Origin of the sequence: Quadrisphaera sp. INWT6, assembly GCF_015390235.1 — a bacterium.
Lineage (GTDB): Bacteria > Actinomycetota > Actinomycetes > Actinomycetales > Quadrisphaeraceae > Quadrisphaera.
Window position 1 is genome coordinate 440253 of the sequence record NZ_VUOH01000005.1, and the last position, 17708, is coordinate 457960.

General features: G+C 76.3%; 17 protein-coding genes. 9 read left to right on the plus strand and 8 right to left on the minus strand.

The genetic code is table 11. The features are described from left to right. Positions 1–23: 23 nt before the first annotated feature. Entirely contained in the window at positions 24–884 is an 861-nt protein-coding gene (locus tag F1641_RS16985; protein ID WP_194907631.1) for a CPBP family intramembrane glutamic endopeptidase, read from the minus strand. An 80-nt stretch (positions 885–964) separates the two neighbouring features. Then, positions 965–2368, minus strand: coding sequence for a cation:dicarboxylate symporter family transporter (locus F1641_RS16990; protein WP_194907469.1), 1404 nt, complete (start codon positions 2366–2368; stop codon positions 965–967). A gap of 104 nt (positions 2369–2472) precedes the next feature. On the opposite strand from F1641_RS16990, the gene F1641_RS16995 reads away from it, so the two are divergent. Together F1641_RS16995 and F1641_RS17000 are read left to right on the plus strand one after the other, a co-directional pair. Further along, positions 2473–2661, plus strand: a complete 189-nt coding sequence (locus tag F1641_RS16995) for a cbb3-type cytochrome c oxidase subunit 3 (protein WP_194907470.1) — start codon at positions 2473–2475, stop codon at positions 2659–2661. 35 nt (positions 2662–2696) lie between these two features. Then, the gene (locus F1641_RS17000) at positions 2697–3698 is read left to right on the plus strand and encodes an aldo/keto reductase (RefSeq protein WP_194907471.1); all 1002 of its coding nucleotides are present in this window, start codon (positions 2697–2699) and stop codon (positions 3696–3698) included. Positions 3699–3759: 61 nt separating this feature from the next. On the opposite strand, the gene purB is transcribed toward F1641_RS17000, so the two are convergent. The 4 genes from purB to F1641_RS17020 all read right to left on the minus strand — a co-directional run bounded on the left by purB (position 3760) and on the right by F1641_RS17020 (position 7628). Further along, on the minus strand, positions 3760–5160 hold the full coding sequence (gene purB, locus F1641_RS17005; RefSeq protein WP_309225675.1) for an adenylosuccinate lyase: 1401 nt from the start codon (positions 5158–5160) through the stop codon (positions 3760–3762). A 100-nt stretch (positions 5161–5260) separates the two neighbouring features. Then, positions 5261–6220, minus strand: a complete 960-nt coding sequence (locus F1641_RS23470; RefSeq protein ID WP_194907472.1) for a M23 family metallopeptidase — start codon at positions 6218–6220, stop codon at positions 5261–5263. A 125-nt stretch (positions 6221–6345) separates the two neighbouring features. Further along, positions 6346–7014, minus strand: a complete 669-nt coding sequence (locus F1641_RS17015; protein WP_309225676.1) for a molybdenum cofactor biosysynthesis protein — start codon at positions 7012–7014, stop codon at positions 6346–6348. After that, positions 7011–7628: a hypothetical protein gene (locus tag F1641_RS17020; protein ID WP_194907473.1), complete on the minus strand. Its 618-nt coding sequence runs from the start codon at positions 7626–7628 to the stop codon at positions 7011–7013. The genes F1641_RS17015 and F1641_RS17020 overlap by 4 nt, the downstream gene beginning before the upstream one ends. A 144-nt stretch (positions 7629–7772) precedes the next feature. On the opposite strand from F1641_RS17020, the gene F1641_RS17025 reads away from it, so the two are divergent. Both F1641_RS17025 and F1641_RS17030 read left to right on the plus strand, forming a co-directional pair. Then, complete coding sequence (locus tag F1641_RS17025) at positions 7773–8099, plus strand: hypothetical protein (RefSeq protein ID WP_194907474.1); 327 nt, start codon at positions 7773–7775, stop codon at positions 8097–8099. After that, complete coding sequence (locus F1641_RS17030) at positions 8096–9655, plus strand: hypothetical protein (protein ID WP_194907475.1); 1560 nt, start codon at positions 8096–8098, stop codon at positions 9653–9655. The genes F1641_RS17025 and F1641_RS17030 overlap by 4 nt, the downstream gene beginning before the upstream one ends. 25 nt (positions 9656–9680) lie before the next feature. Here the strand turns inward: F1641_RS17030 and F1641_RS17035 are convergent, their stop codons facing one another. Beyond that, positions 9681–11147: a sugar porter family MFS transporter gene (locus tag F1641_RS17035; protein WP_194907476.1), complete on the minus strand. Its 1467-nt coding sequence runs from the start codon at positions 11145–11147 to the stop codon at positions 9681–9683. A 102-nt stretch (positions 11148–11249) separates the two neighbouring features. Between F1641_RS17035 and F1641_RS17040 the strand changes: the two genes are divergently transcribed. The 4 genes from F1641_RS17040 to F1641_RS22580 all read left to right on the plus strand — a co-directional run bounded on the left by F1641_RS17040 (position 11250) and on the right by F1641_RS22580 (position 16167). After that, entirely contained in the window at positions 11250–12353 is a 1104-nt protein-coding gene (locus F1641_RS17040; protein WP_194907477.1) for a histidinol-phosphate transaminase, read from the plus strand. 117 nt (positions 12354–12470) lie between these two features. Beyond that, positions 12471–13595 (plus strand): thiamine pyrophosphate-dependent dehydrogenase E1 component subunit alpha, encoded by a 1125-nt coding sequence (locus F1641_RS17045; RefSeq protein ID WP_194907478.1) that lies wholly within the window; start codon positions 12471–12473, stop codon positions 13593–13595. Continuing rightward, positions 13592–14662, plus strand: coding sequence for an alpha-ketoacid dehydrogenase subunit beta (locus F1641_RS17050; RefSeq protein WP_194907479.1), 1071 nt, complete (start codon positions 13592–13594; stop codon positions 14660–14662). The genes F1641_RS17045 and F1641_RS17050 overlap by 4 nt, the downstream gene beginning before the upstream one ends. Positions 14663–14700: 38 nt before the next feature. After that, the gene (locus F1641_RS22580) at positions 14701–16167 is read left to right on the plus strand and encodes a dihydrolipoamide acetyltransferase family protein (protein ID WP_194907480.1); all 1467 of its coding nucleotides are present in this window, start codon (positions 14701–14703) and stop codon (positions 16165–16167) included. A gap of 173 nt (positions 16168–16340) precedes the next feature. Here the strand turns inward: F1641_RS22580 and aroQ are convergent, their stop codons facing one another. Then, positions 16341–16784 (minus strand): type II 3-dehydroquinate dehydratase, encoded by a 444-nt coding sequence (aroQ, locus tag F1641_RS17060; protein WP_194907482.1) that lies wholly within the window; start codon positions 16782–16784, stop codon positions 16341–16343. Between the two features lie 31 nt (positions 16785–16815). Here aroQ and F1641_RS17065 point away from each other — a divergent pair, with 31 nt between their 5' ends. Then, on the plus strand, positions 16816–17625 hold the full coding sequence (locus tag F1641_RS17065; RefSeq protein WP_194907634.1) for a nitrilase-related carbon-nitrogen hydrolase: 810 nt from the start codon (positions 16816–16818) through the stop codon (positions 17623–17625). The last annotated feature ends 83 nt before the right edge of the window (positions 17626–17708 follow it).

Here is a 17708-nt window from a genome sequence, read left to right on the forward strand (position 1 = left end):
GCCCGCCGTCGGTCGGCTCGTCGTCAGCGCAGGCCCAGCGCCCCTCCGAGGTACTGGTAGCCCACGAACGCGACGACGTCGAGCAGGGTGTGCGCCACCACGAGGGGCATCACGCGCCGGGTGCGCCAGTAGACGAGGGCGAAGACGACGCCCATGACCAGGTTGCCGAAGCCCGGGCCGTAGCCCTGGTACAGGTGGTAGCTGCCGCGCAGCAGGGAGCTGGCGGCCACCACCCACACCACGGTCCACGCCGAGGGGGACAGCCGGCCCAGCCAGCGGGGGCGCCGCAGCCCCAGGCGCGGCAGCCTGTCGAGCAGGTAGGCGACGACCACGACCTCCTCCAGCACCGCGTTCTGCAGCGCGGAGAGGACGAGCACGGGGACGGTCCACCACAGGGTGTTCAGCGCCGACGCCTGGATGTCGGCCGTGAACCCGAGCTGGCGCCCCAGCCAGTACAGCCCGAGGCCGGGGATCCCGATGACGGCGGCCAGGCCGACGCCCTGCAGCAGGTCGCGGCCCGGACGCCGCAGGTCGAACCCGATCCGTCGGCAGGTGCGCCCCAGCGCCGGGAGCAGCGGCCCGCGGCCCGACGTGCCACCGGCCAGCAGGAACAGGCACAGCGCCACCGGCACCAGCGCGAAGCCGATGCCCAGCAGCTGGTAGGTGAGGTCGAGGTAGGGGCGCTGGCTGCGCGAGGGGTTGAGCGTCGCGGTGCCGGCGGCCACGCCGCCGGCCGCCGTCGCCAGCGCGACGAGCTGGACGACGGCGTAGACGCCGGAGCGCCCCAGCGACAGCGCCGCCACCAGCAGCACCTCGGCGGCCACGCGGCCGCGGGCGAGCTCCTGCTCGGGCTGCTCGTGCTGGCCCTCGTGGGCGGGCTCCACCTGCGTCACGCGGCCCAGTGTCCGAGCGCGGGCTGGGCGTCCGCTGTGAGGGGGCGTCCCGACCGCTGGGGTGGAGCCGGTCAGCGGTGGACGGCGTCCGCGGCGTCGCCGCGCGCGGTCTCCGTCGCGGCGTCGTGGGCGCCGCCGCCGTGCCCGTCGTCGAGCATCGTCGCCTCGTCGAAGGGCCGCCGGCCCGCCAGCACCTCGGTGACGCGCTCCCGGTCGAGCTGGCGCGTCCAGTGGCCCACGAGCAGCGTCGCGACGGCGTTGCCGGAGAAGTTGGTGACCGCGCGGGCCTCCGACATGAACCTGTCGATGCCGACGATGAGGCCCACCCCGCCCACGAGCTCGGGGCGGTGGCTCTGCAGGCCCGCCGCGAGGGTGGCCAGGCCCGCCCCGGTGACCCCGGCCGCGCCCTTGGAGGCGATGATCATGAAGACCAGGAGGCTGACCTGCTCGGGGAGGCTCAGCGGCTGGCCGGTGGCCTCGGCGATGAAGATCGAGGCCATCGTCAGGTAGATCGCGGTGCCGTCGAGGTTGAACGAGTACCCCGTCGGCACGACGATCCCGACCACCGGCCGGGCCACCCCGAGGTGCTCCATCTTGGCGATCAGGCGCGGCAGCGCGGTCTCCGACGACGACGTCGAAACGATCAGCAGGATCTCGCGCCCCAGGTACCTGAGCAGGCTGAAGACGCTCACCCCCGTCACCAGGCGCAGGATCGTGCCCAGGACGCCGAAGACGAAGATCGCGCAGGTCGCGTAGAAGGCCAGCATGATCCGCAGCAGGCCCAGCAGGGCGTCCCACCCGGTCTCGGCCACCACGCCGGCGATCGCCCCGAAGGCCCCGATCGGCGCCACCCACATGATCATGGCCAGCACCTTGAAGACGACCTTCTGGAACGTGCCGATGCCCCGCAGCGCCGCCTCGGCCGTGCTGCCGCCGAGCGACTGGATGGCGAAGCCCACCAGCAGCGCCACGAAGAGCGTCGACAGCACCTGCTCCTGCACCAGCGGCGAGATCAGCGTGGTCGGGATGAGGTTGAGGAGGAACCCGCCCTCCTCCGCCTCCCCGGCGGGCGGCTCGTACGTGCCCCGCACCTGCAGCCCGTCGCCGGGGTGCACGAAGTTGCCCACCACCAGGCCGATGGCGAGGGCGAACGTCGACATCGCCACGAAGTAGACGAGCGCCAGCACGCCCACCTTGCCGACCGTGGCGGCGGCGCGCACCGAGCCGATGCCCAGCACGATGGTGCAGAAGATGACCGGCGAGATCATCATCGTGATCAGCCGGACGAAGGCCTCGCCGAGCACGGACAGCGACGCACCGGCGTCGGGGAAGAGACCGCCGACGAGCGCCCCGAGCACCACCGCCGCGATGACGGCGGTGTAGAGCCAGTGCGACCTGTCGCGGTGCCGGCGACCGCCCGTGGTGCTGGCCGTGGCGGAGGAGCCCTGCCCGGAGGCGGCGGTCGGCGTCGACACCCGACGGACGCTAGACCCGGGTGGTCGCGCCCGCCCGTCGTGACCGCGACCACGTCCGCGATCGGCGGTCGGGAGCACGCCGGCCGCGGACGTACCGTGGAGAGGTGAGCTCGGGCATCGTCGGGGTCGTCCTCTGGGGGACGATCATCCTCATCGGCTTCTTCATCGCGATGGTCGCGCACGCCATGCGCAGCGCGCGGCGCGAGGGCCCGCGCGAGACCATCCGCGAGCCCGTGCTCAAGGGCTGGGACCAGACCACCCCGCCCGACGCCGAGCGCCCCCCGCGCCGCTGACGCATCCCGGGGCCGGGTGCGGGTAGGAGCCGCTCATGACCACCAGCTCCAGCGCTCCCAGCAGCACCCCGGCCGACCCGACCGGCAGCACCTCGGTCTCGGGCACCGGCACGGTCGCCCTCGGCGGCACCGGCGTCGGCCTCTTCCCCCTGTGCCTCGGGGGCAACGTGTTCGGGTGGACCGCCGACGAGGGCGCCTCCCACGCCGTGCTGGACGCCTACCGCGAGGCCGGCGGCAACCTCGTCGACACCGCCGACGTGTACTCCGCCTGGGTCGAGGGCCACAGCGGCGGCGAGAGCGAGGCGGTCATCGGCCGCTGGCTCGCCCGCAGCGGTGCCAGCGAGGGCGGCGTGCACATCGCCACCAAGACCGGCGCGAAGGACCCCACCGACCTCTCCCCGGCGTCGGTCTCCCGCTCGCTCGACGGCTCCCTGGAGCGCCTGCAGCTCGACGCCGTCACGCTCTTCTACGCCCACCGCGACGAGCCCGACCGCGCCGTCGAGGAGGTCGTCGAGGCGTTCGCCGCGACCGTCGCCGACGGCCGCGCCCGCGCCTGGGCCGTGAGCAACTGGTCGGCCGAGCGCATCGACGCCGCGGTCGAGGCCGCCCGCCGCGCGGGCGTCCCGGGCCCCGTGGCCGTGCAGGACCCCGGCAGCGCCGTCGTCCCCACCTCCGCCGGCGTCGTGGACGCCGCCGAGCGCCACGGTCTCGTGCAGCTGCCGTACTCGACCCTCGCGTCGGGGTTCCTCACCGGCAAGTACTCCCGCGACGGCGAGCTGCCGACGTCGCCCCGCGCCAGCGGCGTGCAGGGCAAGCACTTCACCGACAGCGGCTGGGCCGTGCTCGACGCCGTCCGCGGTGTGGCGCAGGACCGCGACGCCGAGCTCGCGACCGTGGCGCTCGCCTACCTGCGCGCTCTCGGCGCCGTGCCGATCGCCTCCGCGAGCCGCCCCGAGCAGCTGCCGGCCCTGCTGGCGGTCGCGTCGGTGGAGCTGTCGGCCGACGAGGTGCGGGCGATCGCGGCCGCCCGCGGCTGAACGCCGCGGCGGGGCGGGTCCTGTCGGCGTCCGACCGGACCCGCCCCTCGCCGGGCGGTCGTCAGACCGTGCGGGCCAGCTCCGCCGCGAGGCCCGTGTAGCCGGCCGGGGTGAGGGCCAGGAGGCGGTCGCGGGCCTCGTCGGGCAGGCCCAGGCCCGCCACGAAGGCGCGCATGCCCTCGGCGTCGACGCGGCGGCCGCGGGTCAGCTCCTTGAGGCGGGAGTACGGGTCGTCCATGCCCGCGACGCCGGCCACGGAGGCCGCGCGCATCACCGACTGCACCGCCTCGCCCAGCACCTCCCAGTTGGCGTCGAGGTCGCGGGCCATCGCGGCCTCGTCGACGTCCAGACCGGCCAGGCCCTTGCGCACGTTCTCGACCGCGAGCAGCGAGTGCCCGAAGGCGGTGCCCGCGTTGCGCTGCATCGAGGAGTCGGTGAGGTCGCGCTGCAGGCGCGAGGTCACCAGCGTCGAGGCGAGCACGTCGAGCAGGGCGCTGGAGACCTCGAGGTTGGCCTCGGCGTTCTCGAAGCGGATCGGGTTCACCTTGTGGGGCATCGTCGACGAGCCGACGGTGCCCATCCCGCGCACCTGGGCGAAGTAGCCCAGCGAGATGTAGCTCCACACGTCGGTGCACAGGTCGTGCAGCACGCGGTTGAACCTGGCGACGTCGCTGTACAGCTCAGCCTGCCAGTCGTGGCTCTCGATCTGGGTGGTCAGCGGGTTCCACACCAGGCCCAGGCCCTCCACGAACGTCCGGGAGACCTCCTGCCAGTCGGTGGTCGGGACGGCGACGGCGTGGGCGGCGTACGTGCCCGTCGCGCCGTTGAGCTTGCCGAGCACCTCGGTGCGCTCCACGCGGCGCAGCTGGCGGTCCAGGCGGGCGGCCGTGACGGCCAGCTCCTTGCCCAGCGTCGTCGGCGTGGCCGGCTGGCCGTGGGTGCGGGCCAGCATCGCGGCACCGGCGGCGTCGTGCGCCATGCCGGCCAGCTGGACCTGCAGGGCGCGCGCCGCGGGCAGCCACGTGCGGTGCACGGCGCCCTGGACCATCAGGGCGTACGACAGGTTGTTGACGTCCTCGCTGGTGAGGCAGAAGTGGACCAGCTCGGTGAGGTCGGCGCTGGCGGTGCCGGCCATCTGGCGGCGCAGCCACACCTCGACGGCCTTCACGTCGTGCACGGTCTCGCGCTCGATCTCGGCCATCTCCGCGACCGCCTGCGGGCCGAAGCCGGAGACGAGGCCCCGCAGGTGCGCCGCCTCGTCGTCGCCGGGGCGACGGGCACCGGGAACGGCACCGGTGGTGGTCAGGTGCAGGAGCCACTCGACCTCGACGCGCAGCCGCTCGCGGTTGAGCGCGGCCTCGGACAGGTGCTCCACCAGCGGGGCCACCGCACCGCGGTAGCGGCCGTCGAGGGGACCGAGGGCGTAGCCGGCGTCGGCCAGGGGGGTGCTCGAGGTGGTCACGGAGCCCGATCCTCCCAGGTGCACGAGGGCCCCCGCGCCGAGCGGTGCGGGGGCCCTGGAGAGGTGCGGCCGACCGGGTGACCGGTGCGCCGCCGGGAGGTCAGGGGAGCTGGACCACCAGGCGCACCGGCACGCCCGCCGCCACCCGCAGGCGGGGTGTGTCGACGCACAGCAGCTGGGCCTGGGGCTCGGCGACGGCGCCAGAGCAGCCCGCCGAGCCGACGACCTGGCCGGGCAGCACGCGGTCGCCGCGCGACACCCGCACCGAGCGCCGCTGCAGGTGCGCCAGCACCGCGTAGCGGCCGCCCCCGCAGTCCAGGACGACGTGGTTGCCCAGCACCGCGCGGGCGCCCAGGAGCTCGCGGCCGGCGTCGAGCAGCCCGCCCAGCACCCGCGCCGGGGCGCTCGCGCGGCAGGCGTGGTCGCGCACGCCGTCGACCACGCGGACCACGGTGGCGTCGGCCGGCGCCAGGACCGGCTGGCCGAACGTCGCGGCGTCGCCCACGGGGAGCAGGCCGAGGCGGCGGGCCAGCGCCGCGCGCCGTCCGGGGACCGGGACGGCGGCCGGGTCGGGGACGGCGACGTCGAGCACCAGCCCCACGGCGTGGGCGCGCCCGTAGGCGGCGGGCCCGGCGCTGGAGTCGTCGACCTCGACGCTGCGACCGGCCAGCGGGGTGCCCATGACCTGCAGCGCGCTCCAGCGGCCGCGGGGCGCGAGCACCGACAGCAGCGAGGCGAGACCCACCAGGGCCACCCCCGCCAGGCCCGCGGCCGTGGCGGCGTCGCCGGCCAGCAGCGGCCAGGGCAGCGGCAGCAGGTGCAGCGCGATGCCGGTGACCACGAGGCCGAGCCCGGTCGCGGACGCGGCGCCGCGCACCCGAGCGCAGGCACGGACCGACAGGGGGGTGCTCGCGGCGGCCGCGGGGGTGTCGACCAGCTCGAGCCCGGCGCGCGGGCGGGGGACGCCGCCGACGGGCCGCTCCTGGGCACCGCCCTCGAGCAGCACCAGCTCCTCCAGCAGGGAGCGGGAGGGGTGCGGGATCTCCGGCACAGCGGTCACCACGAGAACGCTAGGTACGCAGCGTGGTCGAACGGTGGCGCCACGCCGTGGGCGCGTCGAGATCCTTCCGGCGGGGTCCGGTGGTGTAGGGGGACGGCCGGGAGGGACCACCGGGGTGCGCCGCCTCAGGGGAGCCGGCGGCCTCCCCGCGGGAGCACGGCGTCCCCGGCCCGCGCCGGGTCGAGCGGCACCGGCGACAGCAGCAGGGCCGGGCCGCGGCGCAGCCGGCCGGACCCGAGCGGCTCGCACCGCAGGCCACCCCGCCCGCGCAGCGCCGCGTGGGCCCCGGGAGCCAGCTGCCGGTCCATCCACGCGCACGGCGCGGCGGGGCGGCGGCCCGCCAGCAGCACCGGCCCGTCACCGCAGTCGAGGGCGAAGGGCCCCCCGCGCAGCGGCTCCAGCTCCGCACCGCGCAGGACGGCGTTGCGGCGGGCCAGCAGCGGGTCGAACGGCGCGACCCCGAGCTGGGCGGCCACCGCCTCGAGAGCCTCGACGGCGAGCAGCGTGACGGCCGCGTCCATGTGGGCGGCCTTGCCGAAGAAGCGGTCTCCGACGATCCCTCGCCCCGCGACGACGTCGGCGGTCTCGCGGTCCTCGCTCGCGGGGCCGCGCGCGCCGTCGTCCCCGTCCTCGGCGCCGTCGGCGCCGTCGAAGGGCAGCGGCCCGTCCTTGGGCCTCCCGAAGTACCGGTGGACGGGGGAGACGAGCAGGTGGAGCACCTCGACCTCGACGCGGTGGACCAGGCCGGCCAGGAGCTCCTCGGGCGAGGTGGCCGGCGACGCGCCGGGGGTCACCGCGACAGCGTCCCTGAGCCGCAGCGCACGGGTACCTCCGCGAACCGCCACCCGCCGTCCGCGGCCGCGGCGAGCAGCTCGCGCGGGCCGGGGACGGCGACGGCCGCCAGCAGCTGCCGGCGCCCCGCGAGGGCGGGCACCGCGTCGGTGGGGCGCAGCGCCGCGAGCGCCGGGTCCTGCTGCAGGCGCCGGGTCGCCCGGCGCGCCGCGAGCCGGCGGTGCGGGGGCCAGCAGGCGAGCGCGGACGGGCCGAGCCCCGCCCGGCGGGCCCCGGCGACGACGTCGGCGCTGCCCCTCGCCACCGGCTCCGCCAGGCGCTCGAGCTCGTGGGGGTCGACGCCGCTGCGCCCGTCCAGCAGCGCCACCACCGGCGCGGTGGAGCGGGACAGGCCCACGGCCCAGGCGCTGCTCAGGCCGTCGGGGGCCGAGGCGTCCATCGGCACCGGCACCGGCCGGTAGCCCTCGGGCAGGCGGCGCAGCACCCACTGCGGGACCCGACCGCCGGCGGCCGCCAGGACGACGTCGACGCGCGCCGTCCCCGGAGGGGGGGAGCAGGCGAAGGTCGGTTCCTGCGGCTCGGCGAGCCCCTGCCAGACGGGTCGTGCGTCGTCCACGGCACCGGACGGTACGTCGCGAGCGACAGGTCGTGCACCTCCGGCCCCGGCCCGGTGGGGCGCGGCGCCCTCGGTCGGCGGGGTTTTCCACAGGCGGACCCGACGTCGCCGCAGGTGTGGACCCGTTCCTGCCAGCCTCTCGCCGTGCCAGCCACCGCGCTCCTCCCCGACCCCGCCGCCGCCGACGCCGCTGGCACCGCGGCGGCCGTGCAGGCCCAGCTCGCCGCGCTCGCCGCCGCCGCGCTGGAGGCGCTGTCGGCGCGGGCCCGCGCCGCGGCCGCCGTGGTCTCGACCCAGGTGGCCGTGCACCAGCAGCTCGTCGGCACCGACTGGCACGGCGCTGCGGCCGGGGCCTTCACCGGGGTCCTGGAGCAGCGGTCCGCCCAGCTGCTGGACGTGCAGCGCCACCTCCTGGACCTCGCCGACGAGGCGGCCCGCCGCGCCCGGCTCGTCTCGGGGGACGCGTGGTGAGCAGCGACCTGCGGGTCCGGGGCGGCTCCGGCGGCACCGCCGCCCAGCTGGAGGACCTGGACGCCGCCGTCGTCCGGCTGCGCTCCAGCGCCGCGGCCCTGGACGACGCCGCGGCCGACCTCGGGCTCGGCCGCAGCCTCCTGGACGGTCTCGCGGGCCTCGCCGCCGGCCCCGGCGGCGTGCTCGAGCTGGAGGGCGACGTGGTCGCCGCCGTGCGCCGGCTGCGCGACGGCGGCGACCAGGAGGACCAGCTCGCCACCGCCGTGCAGCTCGCCGCGGCGGCCTACCGGCAGGCCGAGGCGACGGCCGACGGCCTCTGGGTGGTGACGCGGTTTACCGTCGTCGCCGCCTCGCCCCTGCTGCTCAGCGCCGCCGTCGGTGCGCTCCCCGCGGTCGGCGCCTTCCTCCGGGACGGCGGTGACCGAGCCGTCCCCGACGCCGAGGAGACGGCCCGCCGGCCCACCACCGGGCTCGCCGGCCCGCTGGGCGGGGGAGCACCCAGCGGTCAGCTGGGTCCCGACCGGCTCGTCGGTGCCCTGGCCGCCCCGGCACCGGTGGGGGGGATGACGGCGCAGCAGATGACCGACGCCGTGGTCGCCGGGGTGCCCGGGGCGACCGGTGCGGGAGCTGCGGGCGGACCGTCCGTGGGCGTCCGCCTGGCCGACCCCGGCCTCCTGCTGTCCGCGCTGGTCGGCACCGTCGTCGGAGGAGCCGGTGCGGTGGTGGCGGGCCGGTCGCCCTCGCCCCGCGTCGCCCGGGGGCTGCTCGAGGTCGGAGCCGTCTCGGGCACCGCCGACGCCACCCGCGTCACGACGGCGGTGGTGCCGGTGCCCGCTGCGGTGGCCACCGCCGGCCCACCGAGCGGGACGGGGGCCGTGATGGCGCGGGTGCGCGCGACGGCGGACGAGCACACCGGGCCGGCCGGGCGCGTCCGCGTCGAGGTGGTCACGGCGGCCGACGGCCGCAGGAGCGCCATCGTCTACATGCCCGGGGTGCAGGACTGGGACCCCGACTCGCGCAACCCGATGTCGGCGGGCACGGCGCTGAGGGCGGAGGCGGGGATGCCCTCGGCCTACACCGACCTCGTGGTCCAGGCCCTGGAGGAGGCGGGCGTCGCCCGCGACGAGCCGGTGATGCTCGCCGGCCACAGCCTGGGGGGCATCGCCGCGGCGCAGGTCGCCGGCGACCCCGCCGTCGCCGAGAGGTTCACCGTCACCACGGTCGTGACGGCCGGGTCACCGGTCGGGGCGGCCGACGTGCCGCCCGGCGTGACCGTCCTGTCGATGGAGCACCCCGACGACCTGGTGCCGGCCCTCGACCTGGCCCCGAGCCCGGACGCACCGGGCCGCACCACCGTGGTGGCGCCCACGCCGGAGGGTCTCGGGGCCCACGACGGCGACGGCTACGTCGAGCTCGCGGAGCGGGTGGACGCCTCCGACGAGCCCTCGCTGGTGGCCTGGCGCGAGCACCTCGCACCCTTCACGGCCGGGCCCGGCGCCACCTCGGCGGTCACCGAGGTGGTGGGCAGGACCGTCGACCCGACGCCCCACGGGTGAGGGAGCGGGTCGGTGGGCGCAGACCTCAGGCGTGGGAGCGCTGGCGGCGCTCCACCTTGAGGTCGTCCATGTCCTCGAGCTCGCGGCCCTTCGTCTCGGGGACCGCCCTGAGCACGAAGAAGAACGACAGGAGCGCGAGCACCGTGTAGAGGCCGTACGCCACCGGCAGGCCGATCTCCGCCAGCGGCGGGAACGTGGTGCTGATGACGAAGTTCGCGATCCACTGCGCGGCGGCGGCGACCGACAGCGCAGCCGCGCGGATGCGCCCGGGGAACATCTCGCCGAGCAGCACCCAGACGATCGGGCCCCAGGTGATGCCGAACGAGACGATGAAGAGGTTCGCCGCCACGAGGGCCACCGGGCCCCAGGGGGCCGGCAGCGTCAGGTCCTGGCCGCTGGCCGTGCCCTGCGTGAAGGCCAGCGCCATGGCACCGAGCGACACGGTCATGCCGAGCGAGCCGGCCAGCAGCATCGGCCGGCGGCCCACCTTGTCGACCAGCGCGATGGCCACCAGGGTCACGAGCACGTTGGTCACGGCGGTGATGACGGAGAACAGCGCGGACTGCGAGTCGTCGAAGCCGACCGAGCTCCACAGCGACGTGGAGTAGTAGAAGATCACGTTGATGCCCACGGCCTGCTGGAACACCGACAGCAGGATGCCGACCCAGACGATCGGCTTGAGGCCCAGGCGCGGCCCCTTGAGGTCGCGCAGCGACGGGTCGCGCTCGGCGGCCAGGTGCTTCGCGATCTCGGCGATGCGGCGCTTCACCAGGGCGCCGTCACGCAGGCCCTGGATGCTGGCGAGCACCCGACCCGCCTCCTCCTTGCGGCCCTTGGCCACGAGGTAGCGGGGAGACTCCGGCACCGCGAGCGCGAGCCCGGCCCACACGACGGCGGGGACGACCCCCACGAGGAACATCCAGCGCCACGCGGGCAGCCCGAACCACAGGTCTCCGCTCGCGCCGTCGGCCACCCCGGCGAGCAGGGCGTTGGAGACGAGCGCGGAGAGGATGCCGATCGTGATGGCGAACTGCTGCAGCGAGCCCAGGCGCCCGCGGATGGCGGCGGGGGAGACCTCGGCGATGTAGGCGGGGGCGATCACGGAGGCGGCGCCGATGCCGATGCCGCCGACGGCGCGCCACAGGATGAGGTCCCACACGGCGAACGCGAGGCCCGAGCCGACGGCGCTGACGGCGAAGATCACCGCCGCGACGACCATCACGCGGGTGCGGCCGTACTTGTCGGCCAGCGGGCCGGCGAACCAGGCGCCCACCGCTGCGCCCAGCAGTGCGCACGACACGGTGAAGCCCTTGAGTAGCGCCCCGATGCTGAACTGGGCGGCGAGGGCGTCGACGGCGCCGTTCACCACCGAGCTGTCGAAGCCGAACAGGAAGCCGCCGACGGCCGCGACCACGGCGATCGCGATCACCTTGCCGGTGGTCTTCTCCTGGCCCTCTGCGCCGCCCCTGCGCGGCTGTGTCGTGCTGCTCACCTCGCGAGGGTGCTCCTGCGCGGCGGAGTCCGCACGCGGGAGTGATCACCGGTCCACCGCGTGGAGCACGCGGCGCGCCCCGCGGTGTCTACCGTGGCGCGCATGACCAGCCCGACCTCCCCGCGCGTGCGCGCCGCCGTCACCGCGCTGCCCGGCTACGTGCCCGGCAGGCCGGCCCCGGTGGGGCCCGGCGGCGCCTCGTTCAAGATCTCCTCCAACGAGAACCCCTACCCGCCCCTGCCGGCGGTGCTCGAGGTCGTCCAGCGCGCCGCCGCGCAGCTCAACCGCTACCCCGACATGAGCTCGGCCGACCTCGTCGGCGCGCTCGCGGAGCACCTCGACGTCCCCGCGGCGCGCGTCGTCCCCGGGACCGGCAGCGTCGGGGTGCTCGGCTCGCTGCTGCAGGCGGTGTGCGAGACCGGTGACGAGGTCGTCTTCGCGTGGCGCTCCTTCGAGGCCTACCCGATCGTCGTCGGCCTCTCCGGGGCGACGCCCGTGCCGGTGCCGCTCGACGGCGCCGGCCGCCACGACCTCGACGCCATGGCCGGTGCCATCACCGAGCGGACCCGCCTGGTCCTCGTGTGCACGCCGAACAACCCCACCGGTCCGGTGGTGGGGGCCCAGGAGCTGGAGGCGTTCCTGGCGCGGGTGCCGCGCGACGTGCTCGTCGTCGTCGACGAGGCGTACCTGGAGTTCGTGCGCGACCCGCAGGCCGCCGACGGCCTGGCCGCGCACCGCGCGCACCCCAACGTCATGGTGCTGCGCACCTTCTCCAAGGCCTACGGGCTCGCGGGGCTGCGGGTCGGCTACGCCGTGGCGCACGAGCCGGTGGCCGAGGCGCTGCGCCGCACCGCGGTGCCCTTCGGCGTCTCGGGCATCGCCCAGCTGGCGGCGGTGGCCTCGCTGGAGCAGTCCGAGGCCCTGCTGGAGCGGGTCGACGCCATCGTCGACGAGCGCGAGCGGGTGGTCGCCGAGCTGACCCGCCAGGGCTGGCGGCTCCCGCGGTCGGAGGCGAACTTCGTCTTCCTCCCCGTCGGCAGCTCGACGGGGGCGCTGGTGGCCGCGTGCGCCGGGGCGGGCCTGTCGGTGCGCGGCTACGGCGACGACGGCGTGCGCGCCACCGTCGGCGACGTCGCCGCCGACGACGTGCTGCTCGAGGTGTGCGGGGCCTTCCTCCCCACCTGGAGCCCCGACCGCGTCGGCTGACCCGGCCCGCGGCCGGGTGCTGCGTGACGGCTGGGGGCGGTGGGGTGGCGCGGCTTCCCCTCGGACCTACGGAACCGTAAGGTACGGACCCGTAGGTAGTCCGTCCGAGGAGGTCGCGTGCCCGCTGCCACCGCAGAGCCCGTCCAGCTGCTGAGCCCCGACGGCGTCCGCCAGGACGCCTCCGGCGACCGCGCGCGCCACGCCGAGCTGGTCTCCGGCGTCGGCGCCGAGCAGCTGCGCGAGCGCTACCGCGACATGGCGATGGTCCGCCGCTTCGACGCGGAGGCCACGGCCCTGCAGCGCCAGGGCGAGCTGGCCCTGTGGGCGAGCGGCACCGGCCAGGAGGCCGCGCAGATCGGTGCCGCCCGGGCCCTGGCGGCCCAGGACCACGTCTTCCCGACGTACCGCGAGCACGGCATCGCCTGGGTGCGCGGCGTCGACCCGCTGCAGGTGCTCAGCCTCTACCGCGGCGCGAGCCACGGCGGCTGGGACCCGACGGCCAGCGGCTTCCACCCCTACACGCTCGTCATCGGCGCCCAGCTGCCCCACGCCACGGGCTACGCCATGGGCGTCCAGCGCGACGGCGACGTCGGCACCGGAGACCCGGCGCGCGACACGGCCGTCCTGGCCTGCTTCGGCGACGGCGCCAGCTCCCAGGGCGAGGTCAACGAGGCGCTCAACTGGGCGGCCGTCTTCCAGGCCCCCGTGGTCTTCTTCTGCCAGAACAACGGCTGGGCGATCTCCTCGCCGGCCTCCCGCCAGTTCGCCGCCCCCCTGGCCCGCCGCGCCGAGGGCTTCGGCGTCCCGGGCGTGCAGGTCGACGGCAACGACGTCCTCGCCGTCGAGGCCGTGGTCCGCGAGGCCGCCGACCGCGCCCGCAGCGGCGGCGGACCGACCCTCGTCGAGGCGCTCACCTTCCGCGTCGCCGCCCACACCACCTCCGACGACTCCTCGCGCTACCGCCCCCGCGAGGAGGACGAGCTCTGGGCCACCCGCGACCCGCTGACCCGCGTGGAGGCGCACCTGCGGTCCACCGGCGGCGCCGACGACGCCTTCTTCGACGCCGTGCGCGCGGAGGGTGACGAGCTCGCCGCCCGCGTGCGCCGCGGCGTGCGGGAGATGTCCGACCCCGAGCCGCTGAGCATGTTCGACCACGCCTACGCCGGCGACCACCCGCTGGTCGCGCAGGAGCGCGCCTGGCTGGAGACCTGGATCGCCACCGAGCCGGAGGAGGCCCGATGACCACCACCGCCACCCGCCCCGCGCCGAGCCCGGCCGGAGGTGCCGACGAGAGCACCCCCACGACGCTGACCCTCGCCAAGGCCATCACCGCCGCGCTGCACGACGCGATGGCCGCCGACGAGAAGGTCCTGCTGATGGGCGAGGACATCGGCCGCCTCGGCGGCGTCTTCCGCGTCACCGACGGGCTGCAGGCCGCCTTCGGCGAGGACCGCGTCGTCGACACCCCGCTCGCCGAGGCCAGCATCCTCGGCACCGCCGTCGGGCTGGCGCTGCGCGGCTACCGGCCCGTCTGCGAGATCCAGTTCGACGGGTTCGTCTACCCCGCCTTCAGCCAGATCGTCAGCCAGCTGGCCAAGATGCCCGCACGCCTGGCGGGCGCCGGGACGGTGCCCGTCGTCGTGCGCATCCCCTACGGCGGCGGCATCGGCGCGGTGGAGCACCACAGCGAGTCGCCCGAGGCGTACTTCGCGCACACCGCCGGGCTGCGCGTCATCGCCCCGGCCACCCCGCAGGACGCCTACTGGATGCTCCGGCAGGCGCTCACCCAGCCCGACCCGGTGGTCGTCATGGAGCCCAAGCGCCGCTACTGGGACAAGGGCGACGTCACCGCCGGGGCCGCGTCCCTGGCCGAGGCCCCGTCCCTGCACTCCGCGCGGGTCGCCCGCCCCGTCACCGCCGAGCGCGCCGCTGCTGGTGGCGCCGCCACCGTCGTCGCCTACGGGCCCACCGTGCGCGTCGCCCTCGACGCCGCCCAGGCCGCCGCGGAGGAGGGCGTGGAGCTCGAGGTCGTCGACCTGCGCAGCCTCTCGCCGCTCGACACCGACACCGTCGTCGCCAGCGCGAGGCGCACCGGGCGGGTCGTGGTCGTCCACGAGGCGCCCGTCTTCCTCGGCCTGGGCGCGGAGGTCGCCGCACGCGTCACCGAGGCCGCCTTCCACTCCCTCGAGGCGCCGGTGCTGCGCGTCGGCGGGTTCGCCGTGCCCTACCCGGCGGCCCGCATCGAGGAGCACTACCTCCCCGACGCCGAGCGGCTGCTCGACGCCGTCGACCGCGTGCTCGCGCGCTGACCGCCCCCGCTGCCGAGACCGAGAACCAGGAGGAGACCGTGAGCACCCAGCAGTTCCTGCTCCCCGACGTCGGCGAGGGCCTCACCGAGGCCGAGGTCGTCACCTGGCGCGTCGCCGTGGGCGACGTCGTCACCGACGGCGATCCCGTCGTCGAGGTCGAGACCGCCAAGTCGGTGGTCGAGCTGCCCACGCCGTTCTCCGGCACCGTCGTGTCGCTCCTGGTGCCGGAGGGCACCACCGTCGACGTCGGCACCCCGCTCATCGCGGTGCAGACCACCGCCCCCTCCGTCGAGGCCGACCACCCGCACCGCCCGGCGCCCGTCGCCCCCACCGGCCAGGGCGGCTCCGGCCGCGAGGGCGGCGCCGTCTCCGCCGTCGAGCACGAGCAGGAGGCCGAGCGCGAGGCCGTCCTGGTCGGGTACGGCGTGCGGCCCGCGACCGCCGGGCACCCCGCCCGCCGCCGCCGCACCGTCGCGGCGTCCGCCCGGAACGGCGCCCCCGCGGCTGCTGCCCCCGCCGCGCCCTCGCGGGTCCCCTCCCAGGAGACGGGCCGCCCCCTGGCCAGCCCCCCGGTGCGGGCCCTCGCCCGCGACCTGGGCGTCGACCTCACCCGCGTGCCCGCCTCCGGCGACGGCGGCGTGGTCACCCGCGACGACGTCCGCGCCTTCGTCGACGCCCGCGTCGACCTCAGCTCACCGCCCCCGCCGCGCCACGGCGCCGGCCCGGGCGCGGGCGCCTCGGTCACCGAGCCCCCGGCCGGTGACGACGTGCTGGTCGGCGGGGTGCCGATGGTCCCCGCCCAGCCCCGCGAGACCCGGATCCCCGTGCGCGGGGTGCGCCGCGCCACCGCCCGCCAGATGGTGGCCAGCGCGTTCACGGCCCCGCACGCCACGGCCTTCGTGACCGTCGACGTGACGCGGTCGATGAAGATGCTCGAGCGCATCCGCGGCGAGCGGGAGTTCCGCGACGTCCACGTCTCCCCGCTGCTGCTCGTGGCGCGCGCGGTCTGCCTGGCCGCCGCCCGCCACCCCGGCATCAACGCCAGCTGGGACGAGCTCGCCCAGGAGATCGTGGTCAAGCACTACGTGAACCTGGGGATCGCCGTCGCCGCGCCGCGCGGGCTCATCGTCCCGAGCATCAAGGACGCGCACACGATGTCCCTCAAGGACCTCGCGCACGCCCTCGGCGACCTCGTGCAGACGGCGCGGTCGGGCAGGTCGTCGCCGGCGGACCTGTCGGGCAGCTCGATCTCGATCACCAACATCGGCGTGTTCGGCGTCGACTCCGGCACGCCGATCCTCAACCCGGGCGAGGCCGCGATCCTCTGCGTGGGCCAGGTCAAGAAGAAGCCCTGGGTGCACAAGGGGAAGGTCCGCCCGCGCGACGTCGTCGACCTGTCGGTGTCCTTCGACCACCGCCTCGTCGACGGCGACCTCGGCTCGAAGTTCCTCGCCGACGTCGCCCGGGTCCTGGAGCGCCCCGACACCGCCCTGCGCTGGGCCTGACCCCTCCCCGGACCGCAGCCAGGCGCCTGGCTGCGGTCCCGAGAGGGTCGGGAACCGCAGTGAGGCGCCCGGCTGCGGTTCCGGAGGGGCCGGGAACCGCAGTGAGGCGCCTGGCTGCGGTTCCGAGAGGGTCGGGAACCGCAGTGAGGCGCCCGGCTGCGGAGGAGGGGGCGTCAGCTCGTGGTGAGGCGCCCGGCGAGGTAGCGCAGCGCGGCCAGGTAGCCCTCGGGACCCATCCCGGCGACGACGGCTGCCGCCACCGGTGAGATGTAGGAGTGCGCCCGGAACGGCTCTCGGGCGTGCACGTTGCTCAGGTGCACCTCCACCAGCGGCGCGGTGAGCTGCGCGCACGCGTCGCGCAGGGCCACCGACGTGTGGGTCCACCCGGCCGGGTTGAGCACCACGCCGGCGCCGAGGTCGGCGGCCTCGTGGACCCAGCCGATCATCTCGCCCTCGTGGTCGGTCTGGCGGCACGCGAGGTCGAGCCCCAGCTCACCGGCGAGCGCCGTGCAGGCGGTCTCGATCTCGGCCAGCGTGGTCGAGCCGTAGACGTCGGGCTCCCGCAGCCCGAGGCGCCCGAGGTTGGGGCCGTTGAGGAGGAGGACGGGTGCGCTCACGGCGCCTAGGGTGCCAGCCGTGTCCAGGTCGGTGAACGTGCGCGTGCTCCAGGTCGGCTACGGCGACGACGAGCCGGTGGCCGCCCGCGTCGAGCGCGTCGCGGCGCTCGTGGCGGAGCAGCGCGGGGCCGACCTCGTCGTCCTGCCCGAGCTGTGGGCCCCGGGCGGCTTCAGCTACCGGGAGTGGGAGCAGCGCGCCGAGCCCCTGGACGACAGCCCGGTGCTGCGAGCCCTAGCCGACGCCGCGCGCGCCGCCGGCGCCGTGGTGCACGCCGGGTCGCTGGTCGAGCGGACGGCCGAGCCCGGTCCGCAGGGCCGCCACCTCTGGAACACGTCGGTGGTGCTCGGGCGCGACGGCGCGGTGGCCGCCGCCTACCGCAAGGTGCACCGCTTCGGCTTCGGCGTCGGGGAGCCCCAGCTCATGGAGGCCGGCGAGGACGTCGTCGTCGTCGACCTGCCGCTCGACGCAGCGGGTGGGACCACCAGGACCGGGCTCGCCACCTGCTACGACGTGCGCTTCCCCGAGCTGTTCCGCCGCCAGGTCGACCTCGGCGCCGAGCTGGTGCTGCTGCCCGCGGCCTGGCCGGCGGCGCGCCTCGCGCACTGGCGGCTGCTGACCCGCGCCCGGGCCGTGGAGGACCAGGTGGTCCTCGTGGCCGTCGGCACCGCAGGCACGCACGCCGGCACGGAGATGGCCGGGCACAGCGCCGTCGTCTCCCCGTGGGGCGAGGACCTCGCCGAGGCCGGTGCCGGCGAGGAGGTCCTGTCGGTCGACGTCGACCTCGACGAGGTGGCCTCCTGCCGCGAGCGGTTCCCCGTGCTGGCCGACCGCCGCCTCTGAGGCCCCGGTCCGCGTCGCCAGGTGGCGCGGACCTGCATGATCGTCGCCGGGGTGGGGTCGAACCCCGGCGACGATCAAGCGAC

What these genes read in the sequence shown, in the direction of transcription:
- F1641_RS17000 (WP_194907471.1), top strand. Translation starts at nt 2,697, where the DNA reads ATGACCACCAGCTCCAGCGCTCCCAGCAGCACCCCGGCCGACCCGACC.
- F1641_RS17040 (WP_194907477.1), top strand. Translation starts at nt 11,250, where the DNA reads ATGACCAGCCCGACCTCCCCGCGCGTGCGCGCCGCCGTCACCGCGCTG.
- F1641_RS17050 (WP_194907479.1), top strand. Translation starts at nt 13,592, where the DNA reads ATGACCACCACCGCCACCCGCCCCGCGCCGAGCCCGGCCGGAGGTGCC.